The organism is Sandaracinobacteroides hominis (assembly GCF_016464365.1).
Taxonomy (GTDB): Bacteria; Pseudomonadota; Alphaproteobacteria; order Sphingomonadales; family Sphingomonadaceae; genus Sandaracinobacteroides; species Sandaracinobacteroides hominis.
Genome location: NZ_JADCUC010000013.1, coordinates 1 through 24,230 on the forward strand (window position 1 = coordinate 1; position 24,230 = coordinate 24,230).

General features: G+C 61.9%; 23 protein-coding genes and 2 pseudogenes. 14 read left to right on the forward strand and 11 right to left on the reverse strand.

Annotated features, from left to right (window positions below):
- The 7 genes from IM784_RS16445 to IM784_RS16475 all read right to left on the reverse strand — a co-directional run.
- On the reverse strand, window positions 1-2,646 hold a 2,646-nt coding region (locus IM784_RS16445; protein WP_199556438.1), incomplete at its 3' end, for a Tn3 family transposase.
- 4 nt (window positions 2,647-2,650) lie between these two features.
- Window positions 2,651-3,235 (reverse strand): recombinase family protein, encoded by a 585-nt coding sequence (locus IM784_RS16450; protein WP_199556439.1) that lies wholly within the window; start codon window positions 3,233-3,235, stop codon window positions 2,651-2,653.
- Window positions 3,236-3,737: 502 nt separating this feature from the next.
- Complete coding sequence (locus IM784_RS16455; RefSeq protein ID WP_199556440.1) at window positions 3,738-4,850, reverse strand: ABC transporter permease; 1,113 nt, start codon at window positions 4,848-4,850, stop codon at window positions 3,738-3,740.
- Complete coding sequence (locus IM784_RS16460) at window positions 4,847-5,977, reverse strand: ABC transporter permease (RefSeq protein ID WP_207791795.1); 1,131 nt, start codon at window positions 5,975-5,977, stop codon at window positions 4,847-4,849. Before IM784_RS16460 ends, IM784_RS16455 begins: the two co-directional genes overlap by 4 nt.
- 40 nt (window positions 5,978-6,017) lie before the next feature.
- On the reverse strand, window positions 6,018-7,118 hold the full coding sequence (locus IM784_RS16465; RefSeq protein ID WP_199556442.1) for an HlyD family secretion protein: 1,101 nt from the start codon (window positions 7,116-7,118) through the stop codon (window positions 6,018-6,020).
- A complete protein-coding gene (locus IM784_RS16470; protein ID WP_235977450.1) occupies window positions 7,115-8,458 on the reverse strand; it encodes a TolC family protein in 1,344 nt (447 codons plus the stop codon). The genes IM784_RS16465 and IM784_RS16470 overlap by 4 nt, the downstream gene beginning before the upstream one ends.
- A 167-nt stretch (window positions 8,459-8,625) precedes the next feature.
- Complete coding sequence (locus IM784_RS16475) at window positions 8,626-8,871, reverse strand: hypothetical protein (RefSeq protein ID WP_207791796.1); 246 nt, start codon at window positions 8,869-8,871, stop codon at window positions 8,626-8,628.
- Between the two features lie 123 nt (window positions 8,872-8,994).
- Here IM784_RS16475 and IM784_RS16480 point away from each other — a divergent pair, with 123 nt between their 5' ends.
- A complete protein-coding gene (locus tag IM784_RS16480; RefSeq protein ID WP_199556445.1) occupies window positions 8,995-9,363 on the forward strand; it encodes a hypothetical protein in 369 nt (122 codons plus the stop codon).
- Between the two features lie 314 nt (window positions 9,364-9,677).
- Window positions 9,678-10,208 (forward strand): ParB/RepB/Spo0J family partition protein, encoded by a 531-nt coding sequence (locus tag IM784_RS16485; protein ID WP_199556446.1) that lies wholly within the window; start codon window positions 9,678-9,680, stop codon window positions 10,206-10,208.
- On the opposite strand, the gene IM784_RS16490 is transcribed toward IM784_RS16485, so the two are convergent.
- A complete protein-coding gene (locus tag IM784_RS16490; protein WP_004213255.1) occupies window positions 10,165-10,725 on the reverse strand; it encodes a recombinase family protein in 561 nt (186 codons plus the stop codon). The two genes, IM784_RS16485 and IM784_RS16490, sit on opposite strands and share 44 nt — an antisense overlap.
- A 170-nt stretch (window positions 10,726-10,895) precedes the next feature.
- Window positions 10,896-11,318, reverse strand: coding sequence for a MerR family transcriptional regulator (locus IM784_RS16495; protein WP_199556447.1), 423 nt, complete (start codon window positions 11,316-11,318; stop codon window positions 10,896-10,898).
- Between the two features lie 76 nt (window positions 11,319-11,394).
- Between IM784_RS16495 and IM784_RS16500 the strand changes: the two genes are divergently transcribed.
- From IM784_RS16500 to IM784_RS16525, 6 genes and pseudogenes are all read left to right on the forward strand, one after another.
- Complete coding sequence (locus IM784_RS16500; protein ID WP_199556448.1) at window positions 11,395-11,790, forward strand: mercuric transporter MerT family protein; 396 nt, start codon at window positions 11,395-11,397, stop codon at window positions 11,788-11,790.
- Between the two features lie 12 nt (window positions 11,791-11,802).
- Window positions 11,803-12,132 carry a heavy-metal-associated domain-containing protein gene (locus IM784_RS16505; RefSeq protein ID WP_004213249.1) on the forward strand — a complete coding sequence of 110 codons (330 nt, stop codon included), beginning with the start codon at window positions 11,803-11,805 and terminating at the stop codon, window positions 12,130-12,132.
- 79 nt (window positions 12,133-12,211) lie between these two features.
- Window positions 12,212-13,588 carry a mercury(II) reductase gene (gene merA, locus IM784_RS16510; RefSeq protein WP_021222959.1) on the forward strand — a complete coding sequence of 459 codons (1,377 nt, stop codon included), beginning with the start codon at window positions 12,212-12,214 and terminating at the stop codon, window positions 13,586-13,588.
- Window positions 13,589-13,679: 91 nt separating this feature from the next.
- Window positions 13,680-16,649 carry a Tn3 family transposase gene (locus IM784_RS16515; protein WP_014072601.1) on the forward strand — a complete coding sequence of 990 codons (2,970 nt, stop codon included), beginning with the start codon at window positions 13,680-13,682 and terminating at the stop codon, window positions 16,647-16,649.
- A gap of 69 nt (window positions 16,650-16,718) precedes the next feature.
- Window positions 16,719-17,054, forward strand: a pseudogene (locus IM784_RS16520) (DUF2083 domain-containing protein); the annotation flags it as partial.
- 144 nt (window positions 17,055-17,198) lie between these two features.
- The gene (locus IM784_RS16525) at window positions 17,199-17,366 is read left to right on the forward strand and encodes a hypothetical protein (protein WP_199556449.1); all 168 of its coding nucleotides are present in this window, start codon (window positions 17,199-17,201) and stop codon (window positions 17,364-17,366) included.
- A gap of 169 nt (window positions 17,367-17,535) precedes the next feature.
- Here the strand turns inward: IM784_RS16525 and IM784_RS16530 are convergent, their stop codons facing one another.
- Window positions 17,536-18,276, reverse strand: coding sequence for a hypothetical protein (locus tag IM784_RS16530; RefSeq protein WP_199556450.1), 741 nt, complete (start codon window positions 18,274-18,276; stop codon window positions 17,536-17,538).
- A gap of 128 nt (window positions 18,277-18,404) precedes the next feature.
- A complete protein-coding gene (locus IM784_RS16535; protein ID WP_199556451.1) occupies window positions 18,405-18,728 on the reverse strand; it encodes a hypothetical protein in 324 nt (107 codons plus the stop codon).
- Between the two features lie 105 nt (window positions 18,729-18,833).
- Between IM784_RS16535 and IM784_RS16540 the strand changes: the two genes are divergently transcribed.
- The 6 genes and pseudogenes from IM784_RS16540 to IM784_RS16565 all read left to right on the forward strand — a co-directional run.
- On the forward strand, window positions 18,834-19,052 hold the full coding sequence (locus IM784_RS16540) for a helix-turn-helix domain-containing protein (RefSeq protein WP_199556460.1): 219 nt from the start codon (window positions 18,834-18,836) through the stop codon (window positions 19,050-19,052).
- A gap of 133 nt (window positions 19,053-19,185) precedes the next feature.
- Window positions 19,186-20,382 (forward strand): AAA family ATPase, encoded by a 1,197-nt coding sequence (locus IM784_RS16545; RefSeq protein ID WP_199556452.1) that lies wholly within the window; start codon window positions 19,186-19,188, stop codon window positions 20,380-20,382.
- Window positions 20,383-20,436: 54 nt separating this feature from the next.
- The gene (locus IM784_RS16550; protein ID WP_199556453.1) at window positions 20,437-21,525 is read left to right on the forward strand and encodes a ParB/RepB/Spo0J family partition protein; all 1,089 of its coding nucleotides are present in this window, start codon (window positions 20,437-20,439) and stop codon (window positions 21,523-21,525) included.
- Between the two features lie 103 nt (window positions 21,526-21,628).
- Window positions 21,629-22,861 (forward strand): replication initiator protein A, encoded by a 1,233-nt coding sequence (locus IM784_RS16555; RefSeq protein ID WP_207791799.1) that lies wholly within the window; start codon window positions 21,629-21,631, stop codon window positions 22,859-22,861.
- A gap of 75 nt (window positions 22,862-22,936) precedes the next feature.
- Entirely contained in the window at window positions 22,937-23,398 is a 462-nt protein-coding gene (locus IM784_RS16560; RefSeq protein ID WP_199556455.1) for a T6SS immunity protein Tdi1 domain-containing protein, read from the forward strand.
- Window positions 23,399-23,438: 40 nt separating this feature from the next.
- Window positions 23,439-23,654 (forward strand): annotated as a pseudogene (locus IM784_RS16565) (transposase); the annotation flags it as partial.
- Window positions 23,655-24,230 lie beyond the last annotated feature (576 nt).

A 24,230-nucleotide genomic window follows, 5' to 3' on the forward strand; every position in this document is an offset into this window, starting at 1 on the left:
CTCGCCCTTGTTCAGCTCGCGGGTAGCGCGACGCCGCTCGTCGGGGTGCTCGATCCAGTCGAGCGTGAACAGCGTGCGCTCCACGCGCCCGATCTCCCGCAGCGCGAGCGCCAAGCCGTTCGCGCGCGGGTAGGAGCCGAGCCGCTCCAGCATGGCGGACGCGCTGGTGGCGCCCGTGCGGACCGAGGTCATGAGACGGAGCACGTCCGTCCAGTGGGCCGTGATCAGCTCTTCGTCGATCGCCTCGCCGACGAGCGGCGCGATGTCCGGTCCGGGGTCGAGGCCCTCAAACAAGTGGAGCCGTCTGGCAGACAGGTTCGGGATCCTCGGCGCGAACAGGAAGCCCATCCCGTGACACATCGCGAAGACGTGGTCCGACACCCCGCCGCCGTCCGTGTGGTGCCGCTCGATGCTGAGGTCGGCCCCGTGGTGGAGCAGGCCGTCGAGCACATGGGCGGCCTCGCCGGCACCGGCCGAGATCACCTTGGAGTGGAAAGGCGCGTAGCGGTCGGACACGTGCGTGTAGAACGAGGCGGCCGGCTCCGAGCCCTTGTGCGGGTTGACGGCCCCGGTCGCCTGGGCGCGACGGTTGAGCGGGAAGTGCTGCCCGTCCGAGCTCGACGACGAGCCCGACCCGAACAGGGCCGCGAGCGGCATCCGGTGCTGCGCGTTCACCAGCCGGGCGAGCGCCGTGCCGTAGGTCTCCTCGCGCAGGTGCCAGGACGACAACCAGCCGAGCTGGCGCTGGCTGACCAGGTCGCACGCTTCCGCCATGCGCGCGTGGCCGAGGTTGGTCGCGTCGGCCAGCACCGCGGTGAGCACCGCGCGCGGGTCGTCGTGAGTGCGACGCGTGGTCAGGTGCGTGAAGCAGCCGGTGAACCCCGTCCAGCGGTCGACGTCGGCGAGGAGGTCGGTCACGCGGATCGGCGGCAGGTGCGCGTACAAAGGCGCGAGCGCGCCTTCCGCTTCGTCGGGCGTGCTCGCCTTCAGCGGCGAAATGCGCAGCCGCCCTGCCCGTAGCGACACGTCCTCGAGCGCGTCGGCACCGACCTTAGTCGCCACCTCGCCCAGACGGCGGGCGAGGACCTCGCGCTTCCCGGCCAGCCACTCGGCCGCGGATCCCGGCAACGGCACCGGCAGTGGTCCCGCCTCCCGCATCGCGGCGAACACGGGCGCGGGGATGAGCTGCTGCTCGACCGCGCGATAGCGGCGGCTTCCTTCCACCCACATGTCGCCCGCGCGCAGCCGGTCGCGCAGCTCGGCCAGCACGCAGAACTCGTAGGTGCGCCGGTCCATGCCATCCCGACCGATGCGACGTCGCCAGGTCTGGCGAATGAAGCCGACGGGCGCATCGGCCGGGAGCTTGCGCAGGCGACCGGTTCCGAGCAGTCGCACAATCTCGACACCGCGCGCGAGCGCCAAGCAGGCCGGCACCGCCCCGAACGTGAAGGCTTGCACGAACGCGGGGCCGATCTGGCGCAGGATGGGGAAGTTGGACCGGGCGAGCTCGACAGGGTCGAGCGGGTCGGGCCGGACCAGGCGCTTCGCCTCCTCCACCTCGGAGCCGAGCTCGTCCCAACCAATGACGCGCTCGACCGCGGCGAGCGGGTCGTCGCCGTTGCTCCGCGCGGCAAGGAGCGCGTCGCCCAACCGCGCGAGCAGCCTGATCTTGGCCGTGATGTTGCGCCGGTCGCGCTTCAGCGCGGCTTCCTCGCGCCGTTCGACGCGGCGGAACATTTGGCCGAACAGCCGCTCGAACATGAGAACCGCGTCGTCGGTCAGCGTGACCTGCGTCTCCAGCGCGGTCGCGACCAGCACCGCACGACGTCGAGAGGGGTTTAAGGTGGCGAGGTGCTGGGCGGTGAGCCGCGCGCCCTCGCCCGTGAGCCGCCGCAGGCGCTCGGGATGCACGGCGTCGGTCAGTGCTGGGTTGAGCCGGAGCACGCGTAAGGCGGCGAGCCGATCGATGATAGCCGAGAACGCGCGCCGGCCCGGTCGCCCAGGCGGCTGTCGCACCCAGGCGAGTACGCTTGTCCTCGCCGTTGCGTGGGGCACGAGCAGTCCTTCCAGCCCGTCGCGCTGCTCTGCGGTGAGTTTTCGGGTAAGCAGCTCGGCGACGTGGCGTTCGACGTCGAGCAGCGCCCGGGCCACCATGCGCTCGACCAGCGTGATCCCGGGCACGATGATCTGTCGCCTGCGGAACTCGTCCAGGAGCATGCGCGCGAGCTCGGCGCCGCCCGTCGTGGCGAGTGCGGCCGGCAGCAGCCATGCTTGCAGCTCCGCCCTTGCCGGACGGCTGAGCTGCCGGAACCCGAACACGTCGCGCAGCGTGTCGAGCTGCTCGTAGCGGGTCGGCCCGCGCGACGCATAGCCGGCGAGCGCCTCCGGATCGACGTCGAGCTGGTCGGCGACGAACGCGAGCGGCGCGTTCGGGATCAGCTCCCCCGGCCGGAGCAGCCGGCCGGGATAACGGAGCGCGCAGAGCTGGACGGCGAAGCCGAGCCGGTTGTGCGGACGCCGCCTGCTGACGATGACGCGCAGATCGTCGGCGCTCAGCGTCCAGTGCCGGACCAGGTCGAGTTCAGTGTCGGGGAGAGCGAGTAGCGCGTCGCGCTGCCCCTCGGTGAGAACAGCGCGACGCGGCACTGGATCAGGCCTTGGCTGAGGCGGTCCAGCCCACCCGTTCCAGTGTGTCGAGCAGGGTCGACCGAGCCACCTTGAAGGAGCGGCAGACCGATGCTTTGCTGGCACCGCTATCGAGCGCGGCCCTGATCTGCTCGATCTGCTCGGGATCGATCGTGGGCGGCCGCCCGCCTTGCCGCCCGCGACGCTTCGCGGCTGCTAGCCCGGCGATGACGCGCTCGCGGGTTAGAGCACGCTCATACTGCGCGAGCGCGCCGAAGATGGAGAACAGCAGCTCGCCGTGCGGAGTGGTCGTGTCCATCTGCTCGGTCAGCGACCGGAACGCGACGCCGCGCGCCTTCAGGTCGGTGACGATGCCGAGCAGGTGCGGCAAAGACCGGCCGAGCCGGTCCAGCTTCCACACCACCAGCATGTCGCCGGCCTTCAGGTATTCAAGGCAGGCCTTCAGCCCCGGCCGGTCGTCGCGCGCGCCGGATGCCTTGTCAGTGTGAAGGTGCCGCTCGTCGACCCCGGCCGCGACGAGCGCGTCGCGCTGAAGACCGACCGACTGGCGGTCATCGGCCGAAGACACGCGCATGTAGCCAACCAGCATGTGCGGAAAACCTCGAATCCAGAGTTCCCGTGCAGCTTAGCATTGCGACAGGGTTTGTCGCGCAGAAAAGGCCGGTTCGCGATAGGCCGAGCCGAGGTGGTCGGCCAGGGTGTCGGCAAACATGTGATTGACGACAGAATGCAACTTAAGAGCTACTGGCAGCAGTCGACCAACTCAAGTCGTTCTCCGACGCTCGGGGAATGACCGCTCCTGCCAAAAATGGCCGTTCGGGTTTCGTTCAACCGCAGAGTCGCGGAGCGCCCGATCGGTGTCCTTCAATTTCTGAAGGCATGATCTCGAAACCAGTTATTCATTCAGGAGGTGGAATTACGCGCTCGCGGCTGGAGCCAAGTCACTGAGCGATCGTCAGATCCCAAGACGAAGGGGTAAGAGGCCGTGAGACAACAGCGGCAGAGCGTCCCTCGTCCGCCCGTAAAGTTTATAATCGGCCGTGAGATGTGAATGGCTCGCTACCAAACAGGGGGCATGTTCAGTCGGCGGGCTATGGCGCTCCGCAAGGCCGCAGGCGATAGCGCGATACCGCGATCGCACCGTAAAAAATGGTTAGCAGCGCGAGATTGATCAACGCACCTCGCTGCTCGACCAGCGTTGCGCCCATCTGGTTGACGCCAACCATCAGTTTGATTCCCGGCGTCGTCGGCAGGAGGCGCGCCAACAGCGATAGCCAGTGCGGCGTCGCCTCGCTTGGCCAGGACAGACCGGACAGGAAGAAGATCGGGACCGAGGTGACGATCCACAACTGGATGGGGCGCTCACGCGTGCGGAAAAAGCTGGCGAGCGCCAACGCGCCGGCGACCGTCGCGGATATGAACAGCGTTGCGGACACGACCAGCGTCAGCGGATCGGCAGCCCCGCGCGGATAATCCTGAAACCAGAAGACGAAACCAGTGAAATAGGCGATGTCCGCGCACCCGATGACGAGAAAGGCCAGCGCGATGCCGAGCAGGGTGCGTGGCGCGAAGCTGAGCGTTCCCTGGCGCTCTCGCATCGTTGCGGCAAGCACGGTGAGCCCCATCAACAAGGTCTGCTGGATGATGAGAAAGGCGACACCGGGAAAGATCGTGCTGCCGTAGCCCTCGCGGGTGTTGAACAAGGGGCGCTGGATCATCGCCAGCGGGGCGGCGGCCGGCGCCCCGCTGGCCATCGCCTGGGCAACCGCAGCATCGCGTCCGATCTCTCCCAATGCCGCACCAATGCCGGCAAGCGCGGTCGAACTGCGCAGCAGATAGGCGCCGTTGCCATAGAGCGCGACGGTCCCTTGATCGCCGGACAGGATGCGCTGTTCAAAGCCTTGCGGAATCACCACGATCGCGCTCACCCGCCGTTCTTCCAGCCAGCGTAGCGCGACGGCGGGGGACGGGAGCCGCGCGACCACTTCCGCCTGTTGCAACGCGCCGAGCCGGGTCTCCAGCGATCGGCTGGTGGCGCTATGATCCAGATCGACCACCGCCACCGGCATCCGCACCGGCACCTCGCCGGAATAAGCGGTGGGGTAGAAGAAGGAATAAAGAAGGCACGACCCGATCAGCAGCAACAGCGCCGAGCTGTCGGCCAGGATTGCGCGGAAGGTGGCGAGGAAGGCGCGGCCGATCATCGTCGCCCCCAGGCTTGCGGTCGGCGTGCAGCCGCCAGGTAAAGCGGCAGCCCGATGCCTGTCCCGACGATCAGGAAGGCGAGCATAGCGAGCAGCTGCCCGGCAGATTTCATCGCGGGCGCGCCCATGGTCCATTGTTCCGACAGCAGCTTGGCGAATGCCGAATAGGGCAGGAGCGCACTCCAGATCCGGGCGAAGCTGGAGGCGGATTCGATCGGGAAAATCGCGCCCGCAAAGGCGAAGGAGGCGCCCGCGTAAAGCCCGGCGATCGATAACGTCCTGCCCATCGACAAGGTGAGGCCGACGATCATCAAGGTCACGCCGATATAGGCGAGGTACATGGCGACATAGCCGATGAGCAGCAGAATCACGCTGCCCGCGACCGGCCAGCCGCGCAGCCCGGCGAGATAGCCGGTGGCCAGCAATCCCCAGCCGGTGAAAATTGCCAGATATGGCGTCAACTTGCCCGCCACCGCGGCGATCGCCCTCCGCCGATCCTCTCCGCCGATCCATGCGCCGATCGTGCCGTCGCGCAACTCGCGGCCCAGTGCGCTCGCGACGGCAACCATGAAGATCAGGTGCAGCAGCGCGGGGTGGATCAGCGCCACGAGTTGCAGTTCGTAGCTGCTCTGCGGATTGAACAGGATGGTGCTCTGCGCGGCAACCGGCGGCCGGCGCACCTGGCCGGGCCCGGCGAGAGCGGCGGCCTGCTCGGTGCCGAGCGTTGCGGCATAGGCCTGCACGACCGCGCCAATCTCGCGCAGGGCTGCCCCCGAAGCGGTCGAATAACTGGCGTTGTAAAAGGTGGTGATGCTGCCGGTCGTCCCGCGCAGCACCGCGCGCTCGGTATCCGCCGGGATCAGCACGACTGCATAGGCGCGGTTGGAGCGTACGATCCGTTCGGCCGCCTGCATATCTGGCACCTGCGCCACGACACGCAGCCCCGGCGCCGCATCGAGCCGGCGGGTCAGTTCACGCGCGACGGCGGTGCCGTCCAGATCGACCACCGCAATCGGCAGGTCGCGCATCACGCCCGCGGAAAACTGGATCGCCACCACCGCCATCAGCAGCAATGGCACCCAGATCACCAGCGCACGGTCCCAGAAACTGGTGGCGAGGAAACGCATTTCCCGGCGAAGCGCGCTGCCGAAGGCGTTCCCCACCCTGTTATGCCGGCCAGTCGAACAGCACGGTCATGCCCGGCCGCAGCGCCACGATTGGCGCGATGGGCATAACGCGAACCTCAAAGCTCTTGATATCGAAGCCGCTCGATTGCCGCGTTGCCCGCCAGGTCGCAAAGTCGCCAGCCGGTGCCGTATAGATCACGCGGAAGCGCGCGCGCAGATTGCCAAGCGCGGGGATTGTGCCGCTCAGTTCTTTGCCGCGGGCGAGGCCGTGGAGCTGATCCTCGCGCACGTTCAGCGTCACCCATGGATGAGCGGTATCGGTGAGCGTGAACACCGGAAAACCCTGCGGCACCAGTTCACCGGGCTGGGCGAGCCGCTTACCGATTTCGCCATCCGCCGGCGCGATGACGCGGGTTTCGTCGGCCGCCGCCTGCACTTCCGCCACCGCGCCGCGCGCTTGTTGCACCTGGCCGCTCGCTGCCTTTTTGTCCTGCAGTCGCGCGCCGGCCAGCGCGAGATCATATTGCGCTCGTGCCGCCTTGGCCTGTTCGGCGGAGGCGACGGCATTGGTGCGGGCCTCGTCCGCTTTCTGACCGGCGAGCACACCCTGTTCATAGAGCTGCTGGGTGCGTGCATAGGTGGTCTGGGCGAGCTCGGCGGCGGCCTTTGCGCGGCGCCACTGTGCCTCCGCCGCGCGGATATCTTCTGGCCGCGCACCTTCGTCCGCCTTGCTTTCCACCGCCTGCGCCGCCACGAGCGCGCCGCCCGCTTGTTCGGACTTGGCGGCAACTTCGGGGCTGGCGATTGTGTAGAGTAATTGCCCTGCCTTCACCGGCTGGCCCTCCTCGACATGGAAGGCGGCGATCCGCCCGGTCACCTTGCTACTGATCCGAAGTGCGCGCGCATCGACCATGCCCTGAAGCTGATCGGGCGCGGGGCGGTAGCTGAGCCACAAACCAAGCGCGAGCAGTGCCGTCACGATAATCGCCGCGATGATCACCATCGGCCGACCGTGCGTGGTGGGCGCGGGCGGGGCAGCGGGTGCTGGCGCGTCGGATGGTGCGGGTGCGTCGGCGGGAATGGCGGCGGGCACGGGGGCCTCGACAGGCGGGGGCGCGTCGTCTTGCGTGGGTTCGGTCATGGGATCACCTTGTCGGCCCGCGAGAGATATTCCGGCATCCGGTCGACCTGCCCGCTCATGCTGAGTAGCCGGGCGAGCGCTTGCACATAGTCATTCGCCGCCTGTGCGCGCTGAATGCGGGCCCGGCCGCGCCCGAGTTGCGCGTCGACCACGTCGAGCGACGTCGCTTGTTGCTCGCGATAGGATAGGGTCTGGAGACGCACATTCTCGTCCGCCGAGACCAGCGCACTGTCGAGGAGCAGGAACCGTTTACGCGCCGCCTCCACGTCATTCCACGCCTTGGTCACGCCGATATCGAGCTGGGTGCGCGCCTCGCGCAGCCCGGCGTCGGCCTGCTCCACTGTCGCGCGCGCGGCCTCCACCTGCTGCTGCCGGCCCGCGCCGGAGATGAGCTTGTATTTCAAGCCGACGCCGATCGACCAATCGGGATCCGTGAGCAGTGAATTGCGTCGGTCGAAATTATATTGCCCAAAGCCGTAGATGGTCGGCCGGAGCTTTGATTGCTGGATCTTCACGCCGGCCTCCGCCTGGTCCTCCAGCGCCCGCAACCGGGCGAGCTGGGGATGTGTGTCCAGCGCGGCGGCCTTGAACGTGGCGAGCGGCGCGAGTGGCCGCGAATCGACCCCGAGCGGACTGATTGGGCGCACCCCCGCCGGCGCGCGCAGTATCCCGGCGAGCGCGGCATTGGCGGTGGCAAGATCGGAAATCGCCTGTGCATAGTCGCGCGCCGCGTCGTCGCGCGCGACCTCCGCCTGCAAGCGTTGCGCGCGACTGATGAAGCGTGCCTGTTCGAGCTTCACCGCGTCGGCAACGTGCCGCTCGAGGCCATCGAGCACATCGCGGCGGATGCCAAGCGCTCGTTCGGCAAGCTGTTGCCCGTAATAGGCCTGGACAAGCTGGACGAGCGCATCGTCGATCGCAATGTCCCGATCCGCCTTTGCCTGCGCGACCTGGGCGCGTGCGCCGGCCTGCGTGCCACTGATCTGCCCGCCGGCGTAGATTGGCAACGTGGCCGTGACGATCGGCCGTGTACTGGTGCGTTCCTGCCTGAACTTCAGCGGATCGGGGATGCCGAAGGCTTCCGCCACAGGTGCCAGCGAGCCGAGAGGCAGATAGAGCGTCTTTTGATATTCCAGCAGTTGCGCCTCGATATCGATATCGGGGCGGCCGAGCGTCCGGGTCGCTCCTTCCTGTGCTTCCTTGCTGCGTATGTTCGCGGCAGAAGCCTCGATCGCGTCGGATCGGTGGAGCAGCCGCTCTTGCGCAGCACCATAATCAAGCGGAAGCGGCAGCACGTCCTGCGTATACGCCGGTGAGGCGAAAGCCACAATGCAGAGCATCGACCATGGCAAAAAACGCATCGGCAGTATCTCCAGCTACGCCGGCCGGATTGATGCCGATTTTTATCCGTGTAAAGAGTGATTTCGCATGTGGTACGCTCCGCACGACTGGTAGGAAGCTGAATGATCGGTTCATTCTGATGCGCGCCGAGGGCATTATCCCGGATTCAGTCCGTTCCTTCTCTTTTGAAAAATGGATTGGGGTGAAACTCGACTTGGATGAGAGGCGCATTTCTGAATGAAAATTGAAAGATAGACATCAGCTTCTCACGTTGTTCTGCCGCGTGCTTCTGGACAGCGATCGACCAGATCTTGCTTGTTTCGGGGGATGACATCGGCAAATTATCGATCGTCCGCTCCTGCCGAAAGCCGCCGTTCTTCGTGCGCTTTTGAATGGCGGGTAAGTCCCACATCACGCCATTTGGGACGGCTGAGAGCGTCCCGCTATTCGTTCCCATTTGGGAAGTTGGACAGGCCGGTTGCCCGCGTTTAGATTTTCGCGTTAGGGCGGCCGAAGGTAATTCACGGGGGATTTCATGGGGCAGATCATCCGAAGTGGCGAATGTCGAAATTCACCGAAAAATGCAGCGATGGAAGAAGTCGCAGTCGCGATCTTTCATGATCCACACGACCATCTCCGACAGTTTTTGGCCGAGGACGTTACGCTGTACCTTGCAGACGGCACCGTGATCGAAGGTAGCGATGCGACAAGTCTTTACATTGCCCGGGAGGTCAGGCGCAGCTTCGACACTTTGAAGATCGACCACGCAATAACGCACGGCAGGGTAGGCGCCGCGAATGCGCTTGTGACGACCGATGGGAGACAGGCCGGGTTCAGCATCTTCGTCGATTATGTGAACACCAAAGCCGACCGGTTGAAAGCCATCAAACTCTACGGCTTCTGAGTACTTGGTGCCGAAAGCCGCCTCGCGGTGAGGACGCTACAGGCCGGTCCGGCGAGTTTCCCTCCGGCAAGCTATTCTCGAAATCCGATCCTTGTGGGACGGGATCGCTATGCCTTGGGGTGTCATTCCGCCCCCAAACGTACCGGGTGACAGCGGCGCATTTTTCAACAGCCCCAGGTGTTTTCCGACACCAACGGTCGCTAACGTATATCTGTGCCCGTTCTATGTAACGCCCCCGACTCATCGCCGCCGGAACCTTCCATGGCGATTATCAACTCAACTGCCTTGTGCTCGACCCTGAGGCAGATTCCACGATGATCAGCCTCAACGAGAACTTCCAGCGCGAGGACATGAACCCCGCAGACGAAGCCCTCGCCTTCAAGAGCCTCATCGACAGCGGATGCGAGGTTGAAACGGTCTCCAAGTCCATGGGAGTAACCACGCGCTACGTGCAAGGACGTTTGCGGCTCGCGGATCTCGCGCCGGAAATCTTCGCTGCACTTGCTGCCGGCGATATCACTCTTGATGTCGCCCAGGCATTTGGTGTCCGTGCAGAGCACGACCTCCAACTCGCCATCTACAACCAGTTCACAAGCTATAGCTGGTCACCGGAACAGATCCGCACACGCCTCAGCGCTTCAGGCGTTCGCGCCAGTTCCCCGAACGCAATCCTTGTCGGTCGCGAAGCCTATCTTGCGGCCGGAGGGAAGATCGAAGCCGACCTGTTTTCGAGAATCGAGGCGTCACCTCAAGCTTTGTACGCTGAACAACGATTTTCCGGACATAATGTGAACATTGGTGTCAGGCAGCGGCGCGAAGGTACTGGTAGAGGGTTTCGCGGCTGATGCCCATGTCGCGCGCGATGGTCGCCTTGCGTTCACCGGCGGCAACGCGGCGGTGCAGATCGGCAATCATCTCATCCGAGAGCGACCGTTTCCGCCCCCGATAGGCGCCGCGCTGCCGAGCGATCGCAATGCCTTCGCGTTGCCGTTCGCGGATCAGGGCGCGCTCGAACTCAGCAAACGCACCCATGACCGAGAGCATCAGATTGGCCATCGGGGAGTCCTCCCCCGAGAAGGACAGGCTTTCCTTCTCAAACTCGATCCGGATACCTCGCTTGGTGAGGCCCTGGACCAGCTTGCGCAGGTCATCCAGATTGCGGGCCAACCGATCCATGCTGTGGACGACGACGGTATCGCCTTCGCGGGCGAAAGTGAGCAGAGCCTCAAGCTGGGGGCGGTTGACGTCCTTGCCCGATGCCTTGTCGGTGAAGGTCCGATCGAGCGACTGACCTTCCAATTGGCGATCCACATTCTGATCGAACGTGCTGACCCGGACATAGCCGATCCGTTGCCCCTTCACTGCGCACTCTCTCCATCAAAATGTCAGGTTGAAATCTATGATACGCAACGACATTCGTCAACAAATTCCGTTTAGTACCCTAATCTGACAGAAACCGCGGTAGCGCCCTGACGTCCGGTTAGGCTATACTCCAAGCTGACATCACAAAATCAAATCCCTCAAAGATGGCGTCAATTGCCTTGATGGGGTAAAAACTGGAGTGCTTCCAGGATGGGACATTCGGCAACGTCATCTCCAGTGCATCTGGCTAACGTGGTCGCCAGCGTCACCTCTATCTTCTGCAAATCTGCAATGCGGCGGCGGACATCTTCAAGGTGGAGTTCGGTTCTCGCCATAACCTCCGCGCAGGTTTGTGCACCGGTATCGGTGAGCGACAACAATGACCGTATCTCATCCATTGCATAGCCAAGGTCGCGCGCGCGCAGGATGAACTGCAACCTTTGCACCAGTTCCGGCGAATAGACGCGGTAGCCGTTGGAACTGCGAGGCGGCCCCGGCAGCAATCCCACCTTCTCGTAATAGCGGATGGTTTCGAGATTGCAGCCTGTTTTCCGGGCAAGCTGGGCACGCAAGATGCCGACCTGTCGCTCCATGAAAATACCTCTTGAGTCTGTAGTGGCTACAGAGCCTACACTGCGAATCACTCAGTTGGAACAAGGGATTCAAGCCATGGTCTCAACGCCGGAAGCGGGACAGCCAGCCCTCACCGAAAACCACGAGCCGAAGCAGGCAAACTGGGTTGCGGCGGGCGCATTGATCGGCGCGGGGCTCGCCTCGGCTTGCTGCGTCGTCCCGCTACTGTTGGTTATGCTCGGAATTTCCGGCGCGTGGATCGCCAACCTGACGGCGCTCGAACCTTACAAGCCCTATGTCGCAGGCGTAACGCTCGCGCTGCTCGGCTACGGCTTCTGGCATGTCTATTTCAAGCCGAAACCGCCCTGTGAAGACGGTTCCTACTACGCTCGTCCACAATCGGCTTGGACCACCAAGGCGGTGCTGTGGCTGGGCCTTGCCGTCGCCATCCTGGCGCTCACCATCGACTGGTGGGCACCCTGGTTCTATTGAAAGGAAATACCCATGAAAAAGACAGTATGTATCGCTATGGCCGTGCTGGCTATGGCTGGCGGCGGGGTCGCCTATGCAGTTAGTGGCACGGCGCAAGATCGCCCCGCGGCTACCGCAACCGCTCAGAAGCAAACCACCTTTGCCATAGAGAACATGACCTGCGCCACCTGCCCGATCACCGTGAAGAAGGCGATGGAAGGCGTCGCCGGGGTAACGGCGGTCACGGTCGATTTCGCAGCCAAGACCGCGCGCGCAACCTATAACCCGCGCCGCACCAATGCTGCTGCGATTGCCGCTGCATCAACCAACGCGGGTTATCCGGCGCGCGCTATTCAAAACTGAGCGGGGCGCCGCCAGCGCCTCAAGAAAGCGATAAGCAATGAACGACTGTTGCAACCGCCCCGGGCAGGAAGGATTTGACGTGGCCGTCATCGGCGCGGGTTCTGCCGGGTTCTCCGCCGCGATCGCCGCTGCCGATCTGGGCGCGAAAGTGGCGCTCGTCGGTCACGGCACGATTGGCGGCACCTGTGTCAATGTTGGCTGCGTTCCTTCCAAGACGCTGATCCGCGCCGCCGAAGCGGTGCATGGTGGGCTTGCCGCCGCGCGCTTTCCCGGCCTTGGGGGCGCTGTCCAGATGGATGACTGGTCCGTATTGGCGGCGTCGAAGGACGATCTTGTCACGACGCTGCGCCAAAAAAAATATGTCGATCTGCTGCCCGCCTATGACGGTGTGAGCTATATCGAGGGCAAGGCACGCTTTGCCGATGGTGCGCTGATTGTCGGCGATGCGCCCATGAAGGTCGGCAAGGTCATATTGGCGATGGGTGCGCACGCCGCCGTGCCGCCGATTCCGGGGATGGACAGCGTGCCCTACCTAACCAGCACATCGGCGCTGGCGCTGGATCGCTTGCCCAAATCGCTGCTGGTGATCGGTGGCGGGGTGATCGGGGTAGAACTGGGACAGATGTTTTCGCGTCTGGGCGTTGATGTCACCATCTGCTGCCGAAGCCGCCTGCTCCCCGAAATGGACCCGGAAGTGAGTGCCGCGCTGAAAAACTATTTGGAAGCCGAGGGCGTGCGGGTTTGCGCAGGTGTCGGCTATCAGCGTATCGCCCAAACACAGAGCGGGGTCGAATTGACCTGCGAGGGGCATTGTGACACCGTCGCGGCGGAACAGGTGCTCATCGCCACCGGACGCCGACCCAATAGCGACGGGCTTGGGCTGGAGGAGCGCGGCATAGTGCTTGCCCGTAATGGTGGAATCGTCGTCGATGACCACCTCGAAACGTCGGTTCCAGGCATTTACGCGGCGGGCGATGTAACGGGACGGGACCAGTTCGTCTACATGGCCGCCTATGGCGCAAAACTGGCCGCGCGCAACGCGGTGACGGGCAACCAATACCGCTACGACAATTCCTCCATGCCATCCGTCGTCTTCACCGACCCGCAAGTCGCCAGCGCCGGCCTCACTGAAACGACAGCACGGGCGCAAGGCCTGGACATCAAGGTTTCGCTGCTCCCGCTCGATGCTGTGCCAAGGGCACTGGCAGCACGCGATACGCGGGGTCTCATCAAACTGATTGCCGACAAGGCGAACGACCGTTTGCTGGGCGGCCAGATCATGGCACCCGAAGGCGCGGATTCGATCCAGACACTGGTGCTGGCGATCAAACACGGCATGACCACCCTGGAATTGGGTGCAACGATATTTCCTTACCTGACCACTGTGGAAGGCCTCAAACTGGCGGCCCAAACGTTTGATAAGGATGTCGCCAAACTGTCTTGCTGCGCCGGGTGATTGCTCGGGGATCAACCGGCAACGAATGGCCTCCCTCCAGTGCAAGCCGCTTTGGTGTCAATTTTGTTATTCGCCTCAGCGGGAGAGCAAAATGGCACGACGCCGACTTCTGACCGGAGACGAGCGCCGGCGCCTGTTCGATCCTCCTGTCCAAGAAACCGCGATCATTGGGCATTATACCCTTTCTGCGGAAGATGTTGAATTGGTTGGGCGCCGCTATGGTCCAGCAAATCGCCTCGGTCTGGCTGCACAAATCGCTTTGATGCGACATCCCGGCTTTGGTCTGCAACCCGAGATCGGGCTTCCCGACGTCATTCTTCAGTACCTCGCGGCACAGTTATTCGTCGATCCTTCCTCCTTCTCTGCATATGGTCAGCGCGCGCAAACCCGTACCGATCATGCCGATCTCGTGGCGCGTTATCTTGGCATACGCCCGTTTCGACGCGGCGACCTGGCACTTGCCCTGAATCTTGCCGCGCAAGCCGCCGAGTATACAGACAGAGGTGAACCGATTGTTCGCGCCCTCATGGTTGGCCTGAAGGGTGAGCGGTTCATTCTTCCGTCAGGCGACACACTGGAACGCGCCGGTCTTGCTGGCCGGGCACGCGCACGCAAAGCTGCCGCAGCCGCAATCGTCGAAGGCCTCAGCTCTGCTGAACTGACACGGCTAGACGAACTCGTAATCAACAACCCGGATTTCGGCATGACACCGCTGGCGTGGTTGCGTAATTTCGAAGAAGCCCCGACTGCGGCCAATATCAATGGCTTGCTTGAGCGCCTGCGCTATGTTCGCGGCATAGGTATCCACCCGGTAGTTGGGGGCGCCATTCCGGAATTCCGCTTTGCCCAATTTGTCCGCGAGGGCGGCGTGGCACCGGCATTCCTGCTTTCGGATTACAGCGTCAATCGCAGGCGGGCGACGTTGACGGCCGCAGTGATCGACCTTGAGGCCAGACTTGCCGATGCCGCGATCCAAATGTTTGACCGACTTATCGGCGGCATGTTCACGCGCGCGCGGCGTGGGCGCGAGCGTCGCTACCAAGATAGTATTCAGTCGGTGGGGCAACTCATGCGGCTGTTTGGCGCCACGATTACAGCACTTGATGAGGCTGTCCAGAATGGCGGCGATCCGCTCGAATTGATTGACGAAGCGGTGGGCTGGCACCGGCTTGTTGCGGCAAAGGCCCAAGTAGATGCCCTTGCTGATCTTGCCGGCGAGGACGCACTGGTAACGGCAACCGAGCGTTACGCCACGCTACGGCGTTTCAGCCCGGCATTTCTGGACGCCTTCACCTTCAAGGCGTCTGGAACAGGGACGGCACTGATCAAAGCCATCGATGTCATTCGCGATGCGAACACACGAAAGTCGCGCGACCTTCCCGATGGCGTTCCACTGCCATTCCCCAATCGGCAGTGGAAGCGTCTCATCACCGAAAGCGGCCGTATCGACCGCCGACGTTATGAAATTGCGATCATGGCAACCTTGCGTGATCGTTTGCGCGCCGGTGATGTATGGATCGAGGGAACCCGCAACTATCAGCGCTTCGATGCCTATTTGCTGGGTCGGCGCGACGCCGCCAAAGTGGCGGATGTGCTTCCGTTCGATTCAAATGCTGCATCCTACCTCGCTGACCGGGCACGAAATCTTGACTGGCGGCTGCGCCGATTTGCCAAGCAGTTGAAAACAAACAAGCTTGAGGGAGTGTCGCTCGAACGAGACCGGCTCAAGCTTCAGCAAATGCCGCCTGTCACCCCACCGGAAGCTGAAGCCCTCGATCGCAAGCTCGATACCCTGCTTCCCCGCGTGCGCATCACCGAGCTGCTGCTTGAAGTCGCCGAACGCACTGGTTTTTTGAACGCATTCCGTGACCTGCGCTCAGGCAAGGAGCACGACAACCCCAGCACGGTACTCGCCGCAATTCTGGCTGATGGCACCAACCTCGGGCTGGAGCGGATGGCCAATGCCAGCGAAGGCGTCAGCTATGCCCAACTCGCATGGACCCACAACTGGTATCTTTCACCCGAGAACTATCAGGCCGCGCTGGCCATGATCATCTCAGCCCATCACGAATTACCCTTCGCGCGGCATTGGGGCGCTGGCACCAGTTCGTCGTCCGATGGCCAGTTCTTCCGGTCGGGGCGGAGCCGTTCAGGGGCGGCGGACGTCAATGCCAAATATGGCGCCGAACCTGGCGTGAAAATCTATTCTCACCTTTCCGATCACTTCGCATCATTCGGATCACGGATCATGTCCGCGACGGCAGGTGAAGCGCCTTACGTGCTCGACGGGCTTGTCCTGGGCGCCGGCAACCTTCCGTTGCATGAGCACTATACCGATACCGGCGGCGCCACCGATCATGTTTTCGCACTCTGCCACCTACTCGGGTTCCGCTTCGCGCCACGGCTGCGCGATATTGGCGACCGCAAGCTGGGTTCGATCGCTGCGCCATCGACATACAAGGGCATCGAAAATCTGATGGGCCGCACCATCAAAACGGCAGCGATCGAGGCCGATTGGGATGACATCGTCAGGATTGTCGCCTCAATCAAGGATGGCACGGTGGCGCCGTCAGTAATCTTGCGAAAACTTGCCGCCTACAAACGCCAGAACAGGCTGGATTTTGCATTGGCTGAACTGGGCCGTATCGAGCGCACTTTGTTCACGCTCGATTGGCTTGAACAACCGGAACTGCGACGTGCCTGTCAGGCCGGTCTCAACAAAGGCGAGGCGAGGCACACGCTTGCCGCCGCCATCTATACCAACCGGCAGGGTCGGTTCACCGATCGCTCGCTGGAAAATCAGGAATTTCGCGCATCTGGGCTGAACCTGCTGATTGCGGCGATTTCCTACTGGAACACGGTCTATCTCGACCGGGCCGCCCAGCACCTCAACGCTGTCGGCACGACGTTCGATGCGGCACTGCTTGCGCACCTTTCTCCGATGGGCTGGGCGCACATCAGTCTGACCGGCGATTACCTCTGGGAGCAGGCCAGGCGACTTCCAGCAGGTGAATTCCACCCACTCAACGAGCCAATGGCGCGGTTGAAGCGTGTAGCGTAGCCCATGTTCCGCTTATGTCCGAGAAATCGTTGTCTGGCGAACAAACCTTGAGGTGACGCCTACGAGGCGTTCGCGCAACCCGGTCGCACGCTCACGCAGATCGCCCAAATGCCCGATGGCCGCACCTATCTTTGGATCGCCAGAACAGTGGGCAGCAAGAGTGCCGGCTACGGCGTGCAGGGCAAGACGTTTGCGGTCGGCTTGGGGTGCGACATCCGCCACGCGCCGCGTCTTGTCTATTCTAGGGGGCTGGATCTGGGCGCTCCTTCATCGGCAACCATGATCGGCGCGGGCTGTAAGGTCTGTGAGCGCCCCGCCTGCCCGCAAAGAGCGTTTCCGGCGATCGGCCGCGCCGTAGCAATCGACGACAACAGCCGGGACCTTTCGCCCTATCCGTTTGCGTAGAACCATCCCACGAATAGAGGAAATCCCCCCACCCGTTTCGCGCGGCGGTGCTTCACGGGGTGACCGCCCAACTCGTCACCGAGGCCCTGATTATAGCGATCTGGCATCGTGGATCGCGGGTCCCTCTTTTCGAGTTTGCGGTCAATGAGCTTTGCACGCTCCGCTCACCATGCTTCGCCGCAACGCATTGCGTTGCGACCCTTGGCGGCGGGGGTGTGGATGCTCGCCATCATCGCCTTCCTGCTGTTGAACGGGCACCCGTGGGCGGTGGCGCAGGGGCCGCTGTTGAAGGCTTCGCCGATTATTGTGTGACTGCTGGACCGGGGCGTTTGCATTTTTGGTCCCGGAGCGGCGGGGCAACTGCAGAATGAGGGCACCGCCCCAATCGAAATCATCTGCGGAAATATGTCGGAATAGCCGCTTTCGAGAACCCGTGTTGCCCCCGGGATGTCCGCATGCCGGCGGTCCCCGTATCGGTCTTTCATTTCGCTTCTTCTACGCCGCCGCCCGCCGCAGGCATTTCCCACGGCGTACCGGCGATCTCGGGCTGTCCCTCGACATAGCTGACTGTCGCCCCAGTCTTGGTCTGAAGCTCCCGAACGACGTCGAGGATGGTCTTCTCCGTCCAACCGTCGGGCTTTCCAACCACCTGTTCGGCCAGGGCCCGACCAAGGCGCGCGGAAATCCCGCCACCCTGTTCCTTCACGTCGATCCCGTAAACGTTCAACTGATAGCCCTGCTGATAGGGGAACAGGCACAGCGTGAGACGGAGGTTCTGCGAACCCCGGACCTTGCGCAGCGCATTCGCGATCCAGACTGCCCCATCGCACGAAGCCTGCTTGAACTGCGCCAGTTGCGAGGCAGGGATCATCGCCGCAATCCCGCCCATGCTGGCGCTGCCTTCCAGCGGGTTGCGGATGGTAAAGCGGCCGGGTGTTTCGGGAGGCGCGCCCATCACGATGGGTGTCATCGTCTGCGCATCACTGGTATTGCGCTTCAGCCCTGCACCGGCAGCGGCGATCACATCCCGCTTTGGGGCCGCCGTCTTCAGATCGAAGATGTGATAGAGTTCGTTGGACTGATTCCGGTCTTGCGCGTTGGCAGGATGCTCGGTGGCGAAGACGGCCAGCATACCAGCGACAGCCAGCATTTTGCTTGGATGGAAGCTGTGGCGGGCCTTTGCCGCCGGATACGCAAGCGGGTTTTCCATGTATCGGGCCATCACCTGTCTCCGTTTACATCCCTATGCTGCCCGATCCGGGGTGTTCAGAACCATCCGCTGCACAACCCGCCACGAAGCCTTGGATAGAGGTCACAGCCAACTAGCCGACATGAAGAAGTCGACCGACATTACGTTCTGAGCCTGCGGAGCCTCCACTCGGTCATTCGCGGATGCGTGTAATCCGGACATTTCTTCGCGAAGATTTCCTCGGCCGCCAGATGGGCCAACCCATCATTCAAAGCGGATGCGAGGCGGCTGAATTGAAGATCAACGTCGTCTTCGTCCAGCAAGGCCATTACCATAGCAACCTTGGCAATCTGGATGCGCGTGGCGCCGGCCTCCTTGATCATTTGCTCCTGGAACAAGTGCACATGCATGTAGACTTCGGTCGAAACGGATGGACCCAGTCCGACGAGGTTCGAGAGGGTGCGTTCATAAAAGCCGTCTGCCATAACGAATGTATCTTAAAACAGGTCGCGTTATAAACGGCAAGCCGAAAATATCCGGGGGTGAAGCGAACCCCGAAAAGCGAACTCAGGGACGTGCTGGCGCGGAATATGCGCCGACTTCGGGCTGAGCGAGGTCTGCCGCAGGAGCGGTTGGCGTTCGAAGCTGGTCTGAACCGCACCTACCTGTCGGCGGTCGAGCGTTCGGAGCAGAATATCTCGCTAGATAACATCGCGCGCATCGCCAAAGGGCTGGGAGTCGAGGCTTCGACTCTGCTCGTCCGCGAACTCCACGGCAGCGAAAACGCCCAAGAGTTAACCGCCGCATGATCAACAATGTGTCGCTACTGGTCAGTCCTGTGCTTCGTAGCCGGGCAGATTGTCGCCCCACGGTTTCGATGGACTGAACCATCTCGAAAGGATATAGATACAAAAAGGTTCAAACCGTTGGATTGGCGGCACAGTGAATTCAGAAGTCGAGCGGATCTCCGATCTGGCTGAAGCCGGCGAGCGGATGATCGAGCGGTTGCGTCGCCAGGCGTTTCTACCCGAGAGCCGCAAGGGGTTGAATTTACGGTTTGGTATTGCCGAAGCTGCGTCGTTGATGGGTTGCTCGACCAACCGCATTCGTATGGCGGAAGAGGACGGCCGCCTCCCCTCCCCTCCCGCTACGGAGAATGGTCGACGGCCAGGCTATACGATCGAGGGGCTCCTCAAGATGCGCGAGGTGCTGGGCGCATCGCCCGCTCGTGCTCCGCTCGACCGCCCTGCGATCATTGCGGTTCAGAATTTTAAGGGCGGAGTCGGGAAATCGACGGTCACCACCCATCTTGCGCATTATTTTGCTGTTCAGGGCTATCGGGTGCTTGTTGTCGATTGCGATAGTCAGGCGACCACGACGACCCTGTTCGGCTTCAATCCGCATTTCAATATAACGCGCGAGCAGACGCTATACCCGTATCTCTCCATCGATCCGACGCAGACTGACCTGTTGTACGCTGTCCAGAAGACGCCCTGGCCAAATGTCGATCTTATTCCGTCAAATCTTGAGTTGTTTGACGTGGAATATGAGCTGGCCGCCTCGGGCGCTGATGGAAACAGCGTTCTTGCATCACGCTTTCGCAAGCTGAAGCAGGGTTTATTCGACCTCGCCCGAAATTACGATGTCGTGATCCTCGACCCTCCCCCTGCCCTTGGCACGATAAGCCTGGCTGTGATGCAAGCAGCCAACGCCTTGATCGTTCCCCTCGCAGCGACGACGCCGGACTTTTGCTCGACCGTTCAGTTTCTTTCGATGATGAATCAGGTCTCGGAGCAGCTCCTCTCGGCGGGCATTGCCGTTGAATATGATTTTGTGCGCCTGCTGTGTTCAAAGTTTGATTCCAACGATCCCAGCCACGCCATGGTGGTTCAGATCATGGAGCAGACCTTCGGCCCTGCCCTCCTGCCGGTGCCGATTCTGGAAAGCGCAGAGATCAGCCATGCCGCGTTGCGGATGATGACGGTCTATGAATTGGAGAAGCCCGTAGGCACGTCCCGGACACACAAACGTTGTCGCGCAAACCTGGACGCCGCCATGGCTCAGGTGGAAGCCTTGGTGAGGCGTGGTTGGGGCGTCACTGCACCAGCGAGCGCCTACGAGATATTCAATGCCGCATAGCGTCAATCTGTCTGGCATGAGAGCATCGACACTTCGGGAACGGAAGGGCCGCTGATGGCACGCAAACAGAGTGACTATCTGGCGGGCCTGTTGTCCGATACCGGTGCTGGGTCGCCCCCCTCCCCTGCCCTTCGGCCGGATATTGTTGAGTCAATCGACTCTGACAACCCAGGCAAAGCCTCGACGTCGGCACCACAGCGCCCGGGGCTTTCACTGCTTAGCCGGGAGACGGCGCTTTCCCGTGTGGCGAGTGGGGATGTGCGTCAGGTAACCCAGCTCTTGCTGGATCCCGACCGCGTGAGAATCTGGCCGGGGAATGCCCGGTCTCAGGCTGGGTTGAGTGAAGAATCGTGCCGCGATCTGATTGACTCACTGATTGCAGAGGGCGGGCAGAAAGTGCCGGCGGTTGTCCGTCGCATCACGGGCGATCCTGAATTTGACTATGAGCTCGTTGTGGGAACCCGGCGCCACTTCGCAATTCGCTGGCTTCGGCAGAATAGCTACCCCGAAATGAAGCTTCTGGCTCACGTGGCAGAGTTGGACGATGAGGCCGCGTTTCGGCTTGCGGATATCGAGAATCGTGCCCGGCGGGATATCAGCGACATAGAGCGGGCTCGTAACTATGCGGCTGCGCTGGATCGGCACTATGGCGGCAAAGCCATTCGCATGGCCGAGCGGCTGAAGGTCTCAAAGGGCTGGCTTTCGAAAATGCTGAAGGCGGCGACCGTTCCAGATGAGGTGCTCGCCGCGTTCGCAGACCTTCATCAACTTTCGCTCAATCCGGCTTATCAACTCGCTGGTGCGCTGGAAGATGCCAGTCGTGCAAACGTGATTGGCGATGAGGCAGACCGGATTGTTGAGGAGAACCGCCAGGCAGCTGGCTGCGGGGCCCCTTCCCTGCCCGGCTCCGTGGTCCTCGCTCGCTTATTGGCCGCACGAGACTCGCCATCTGTTGAGCCCAAGCAGGTTCATTTCGAAGTTGCCGGAAGCCATGGCCGCGCAATTCTGTCGGTGAAGTCGGTCAACCGTCAGGGAATTACGCTTCACTTGCCTTCGGCGAGCGGGGCGACTGATGAACAGATCAGCGCAGCCGTTCGGGAGGTTCTGGAGAAGCTTCGATCGAGAGGAGTGTCTGTCGCCTGATGCCCTCCCCTGCCCTCTTCCGACCCTCCAACGGACGCGAGTTTCCTGCAGGAAACTTTTCGTGACCAAGGCACTTCGCCAGAACGTCGGCGAGCAGTTCGATATGTTCCTGCCGTATATCGCTGATCTCAATCTGCGTGATCAGCGGGAGATGATGGAACGGCCGTTCTTCAGCCTGGCAAAGTCCAAGCGTGTTAAGCCGATCGACTACACGAGCCCGGACGGAAAGCTGTGGGTGCACGTCTCCGCCAGCCCCGAATACGGTATGGCAACCATTTGGGATGCCGATATCCTGATCTATTGCGCCAGTGTTCTGGCAGATATGGCGAGGCGTGGTCGCAACGACATCCCACGCAAGCTCCACCTGATGCCATATGACTTGCTGCGGGCCATCGGACGCCCAACGACCGGCCGAGCCTATGAACTGCTCGGGCAATCGCTCGACAGGCTCGTTGCCACAACAATTAAGACCAACATCCGCGCAGAAAGCCGCAGAGAGGCAACGTTCAGTTGGCTGGATGGTTGGACTCAGCTGGTCGATGAGCGGACAGAGCGTTCGCGAGGGATGACGCTTGAACTCTCTAGTTGGTTCTATGAAGGCGTGTTGATGAAAGGCGGCGTGCTTTCCATTGACCGGGCCTATTTCGATATTTCAGGCGGCCGGGAACGTTGGCTCTATAAGGTCGCGAGAAAGCATGCTGGTGGGGCAGGGGAGGGGGGGTTCGCTATTTCGCTACCCGTGCTGTTTGAAAAGTCCGGCGCGGAAGGGGAGTACCGACGCTTCAAGTTTGAATTGATCAAGCTGGCTGAACGTAATGCGTTGCCAGGCTATGACTTGGCAATTGAGCCGGCCACAAGGGCGGGAGAGCCCTTGCTGCGAATGCGGCGCAATGATGGGAAAGCATCGCTCGGGAATGCCATCGGAGGAGGGGAGGGGCCTCAGGCTGGCGAACAGAAAGTTTCCTCGAGGAAACCAGAGTCAGCGATCTTGGAACAAACAACCCCTCTTCCGCCGCAAACCAAACAGCCGCCTATCGTCGTCGCCACAACAAGCAAGCCGCGCGGGGATGAGGTCATGCTGGATGCGTCCAGCCTGATACGCAAAACCATATCGGGGCTAAGCGACAGCGCTAACCGGGGATATATCTCTGCAGAAACCGCATCCCTGTTGCGAAGCGAATGTCCAGGGTGGGATCTCGACGTACTTCATGCGGAGTTTGAAGGGTGGGTTGCAGGCTCAGATGATCGGACGCCTGCCAACTGGCAGAAGGCGTTTATCGGGTGGGTGAGGCGATACCACGCCAAGCACCGGCACGAGCTCGGTGGCAGCTACTAAGCTGTGAACCCATAAACGTCACCGCCCAAGGCGTCGCTGCTTGCCGCCGAGCTGTCGGCGGGCCAAGGTCTTCTGATGGACCGTGACCGCTCGTATTTCCTGCCGGATGAGGTAAGGGGTGTTGATCTCGGTGGCTGGGCAGATATCCTTCACGCGCGATGCCGCGTCTTGGGGGCTAACCTTTTCGCCGATGTATTTGTGGCTGACGAAGCTGGTGCAGTTTTCATGCTGGAGGTATCCGCTGCTTCAATCGCAAAGATTGCCGCTTCTGAGCCCGAGTTTCGTCAGCGGTGCGTCAACGATGAAGACGGTTGGCTGCTGCGACCGCTGGCGGACCAGTGCCGGTCGATTGGGATGAGCCCTAGCGCCACCCAATGCTATGCGTTCAGGATGCTTCCCCTGCTCGGCGGGGAGTATGAGGTAGGCAATATCTGGCTATGCTCTTGGAGCGAATGGATTGATTATACGGCTTCGGTCTACGCGCAGACGAGGAAGTTGCCGGACGGTGCAACGGTCTCGATCCGTGTCGTAGATTGAAAACCTTCCCCACCCGGCGACAACCTGCTTCAGCGTCCGCATGAGCCGATGTGATTTTACCGACTTCGAGTGGCGCGTGATTGAACTGCTCCCTCCCGACAAGCCCCGAGGCGTTCCGCGCGCCGATGACCGATGACGCGTACTGAACCGCATCTTATAGGTGCCGCGCTCCGGCGCTCCGTGGCGCGACCTACCCGAGCGCTATGGCCCGCACTCCACCTGCTACAATCCCTTCGTGCGATGCCGGAAGGCAGGGAGGCCAAGCCGCAAATGTTCTCGAAGTGTCGTCAACAAACAGGTTTGTTCAAGAAGCTCAGGATTCACGGGTAGAGATTGAACGATTTCTTCATTCTTTGACTCGGAACTGATTCAACCGAGGCCCCGCGCAGCGCATAATTTTCGACACATCGACACATCAGGAACAACTGTGCGGTCATAATCGACACATCAGGAACACGTCATCAACACATCAGGAACAAAAGGCACGACATTTCCGGAACATATGATCGGCACAACGGGAACAGATATGAGCAAAATTGGCCTTTTCTCCCTCGGAAAACACGACAGAGGCAGATGTGTAACCTTTCTAAGATTCCTTTTATAACCGATCTAACCAGCATGATGCCATTCATCTGGAAAAAGGATGGAAGGTCCAGCGAACTACACGTGTGCTACCAAAACCGCCTTGCACCGCTTCATGTATACGGACTGTGAGGCAATAAGCACGATCGCAAGACAGGGCAGGGCGGCGAGAACGTCTCGGCCTGCTCCTTCGCGGATCGCGGCAATCAACGAGCGTGAAACGGCCCGTCTTGCTGACGACCAGGAACAG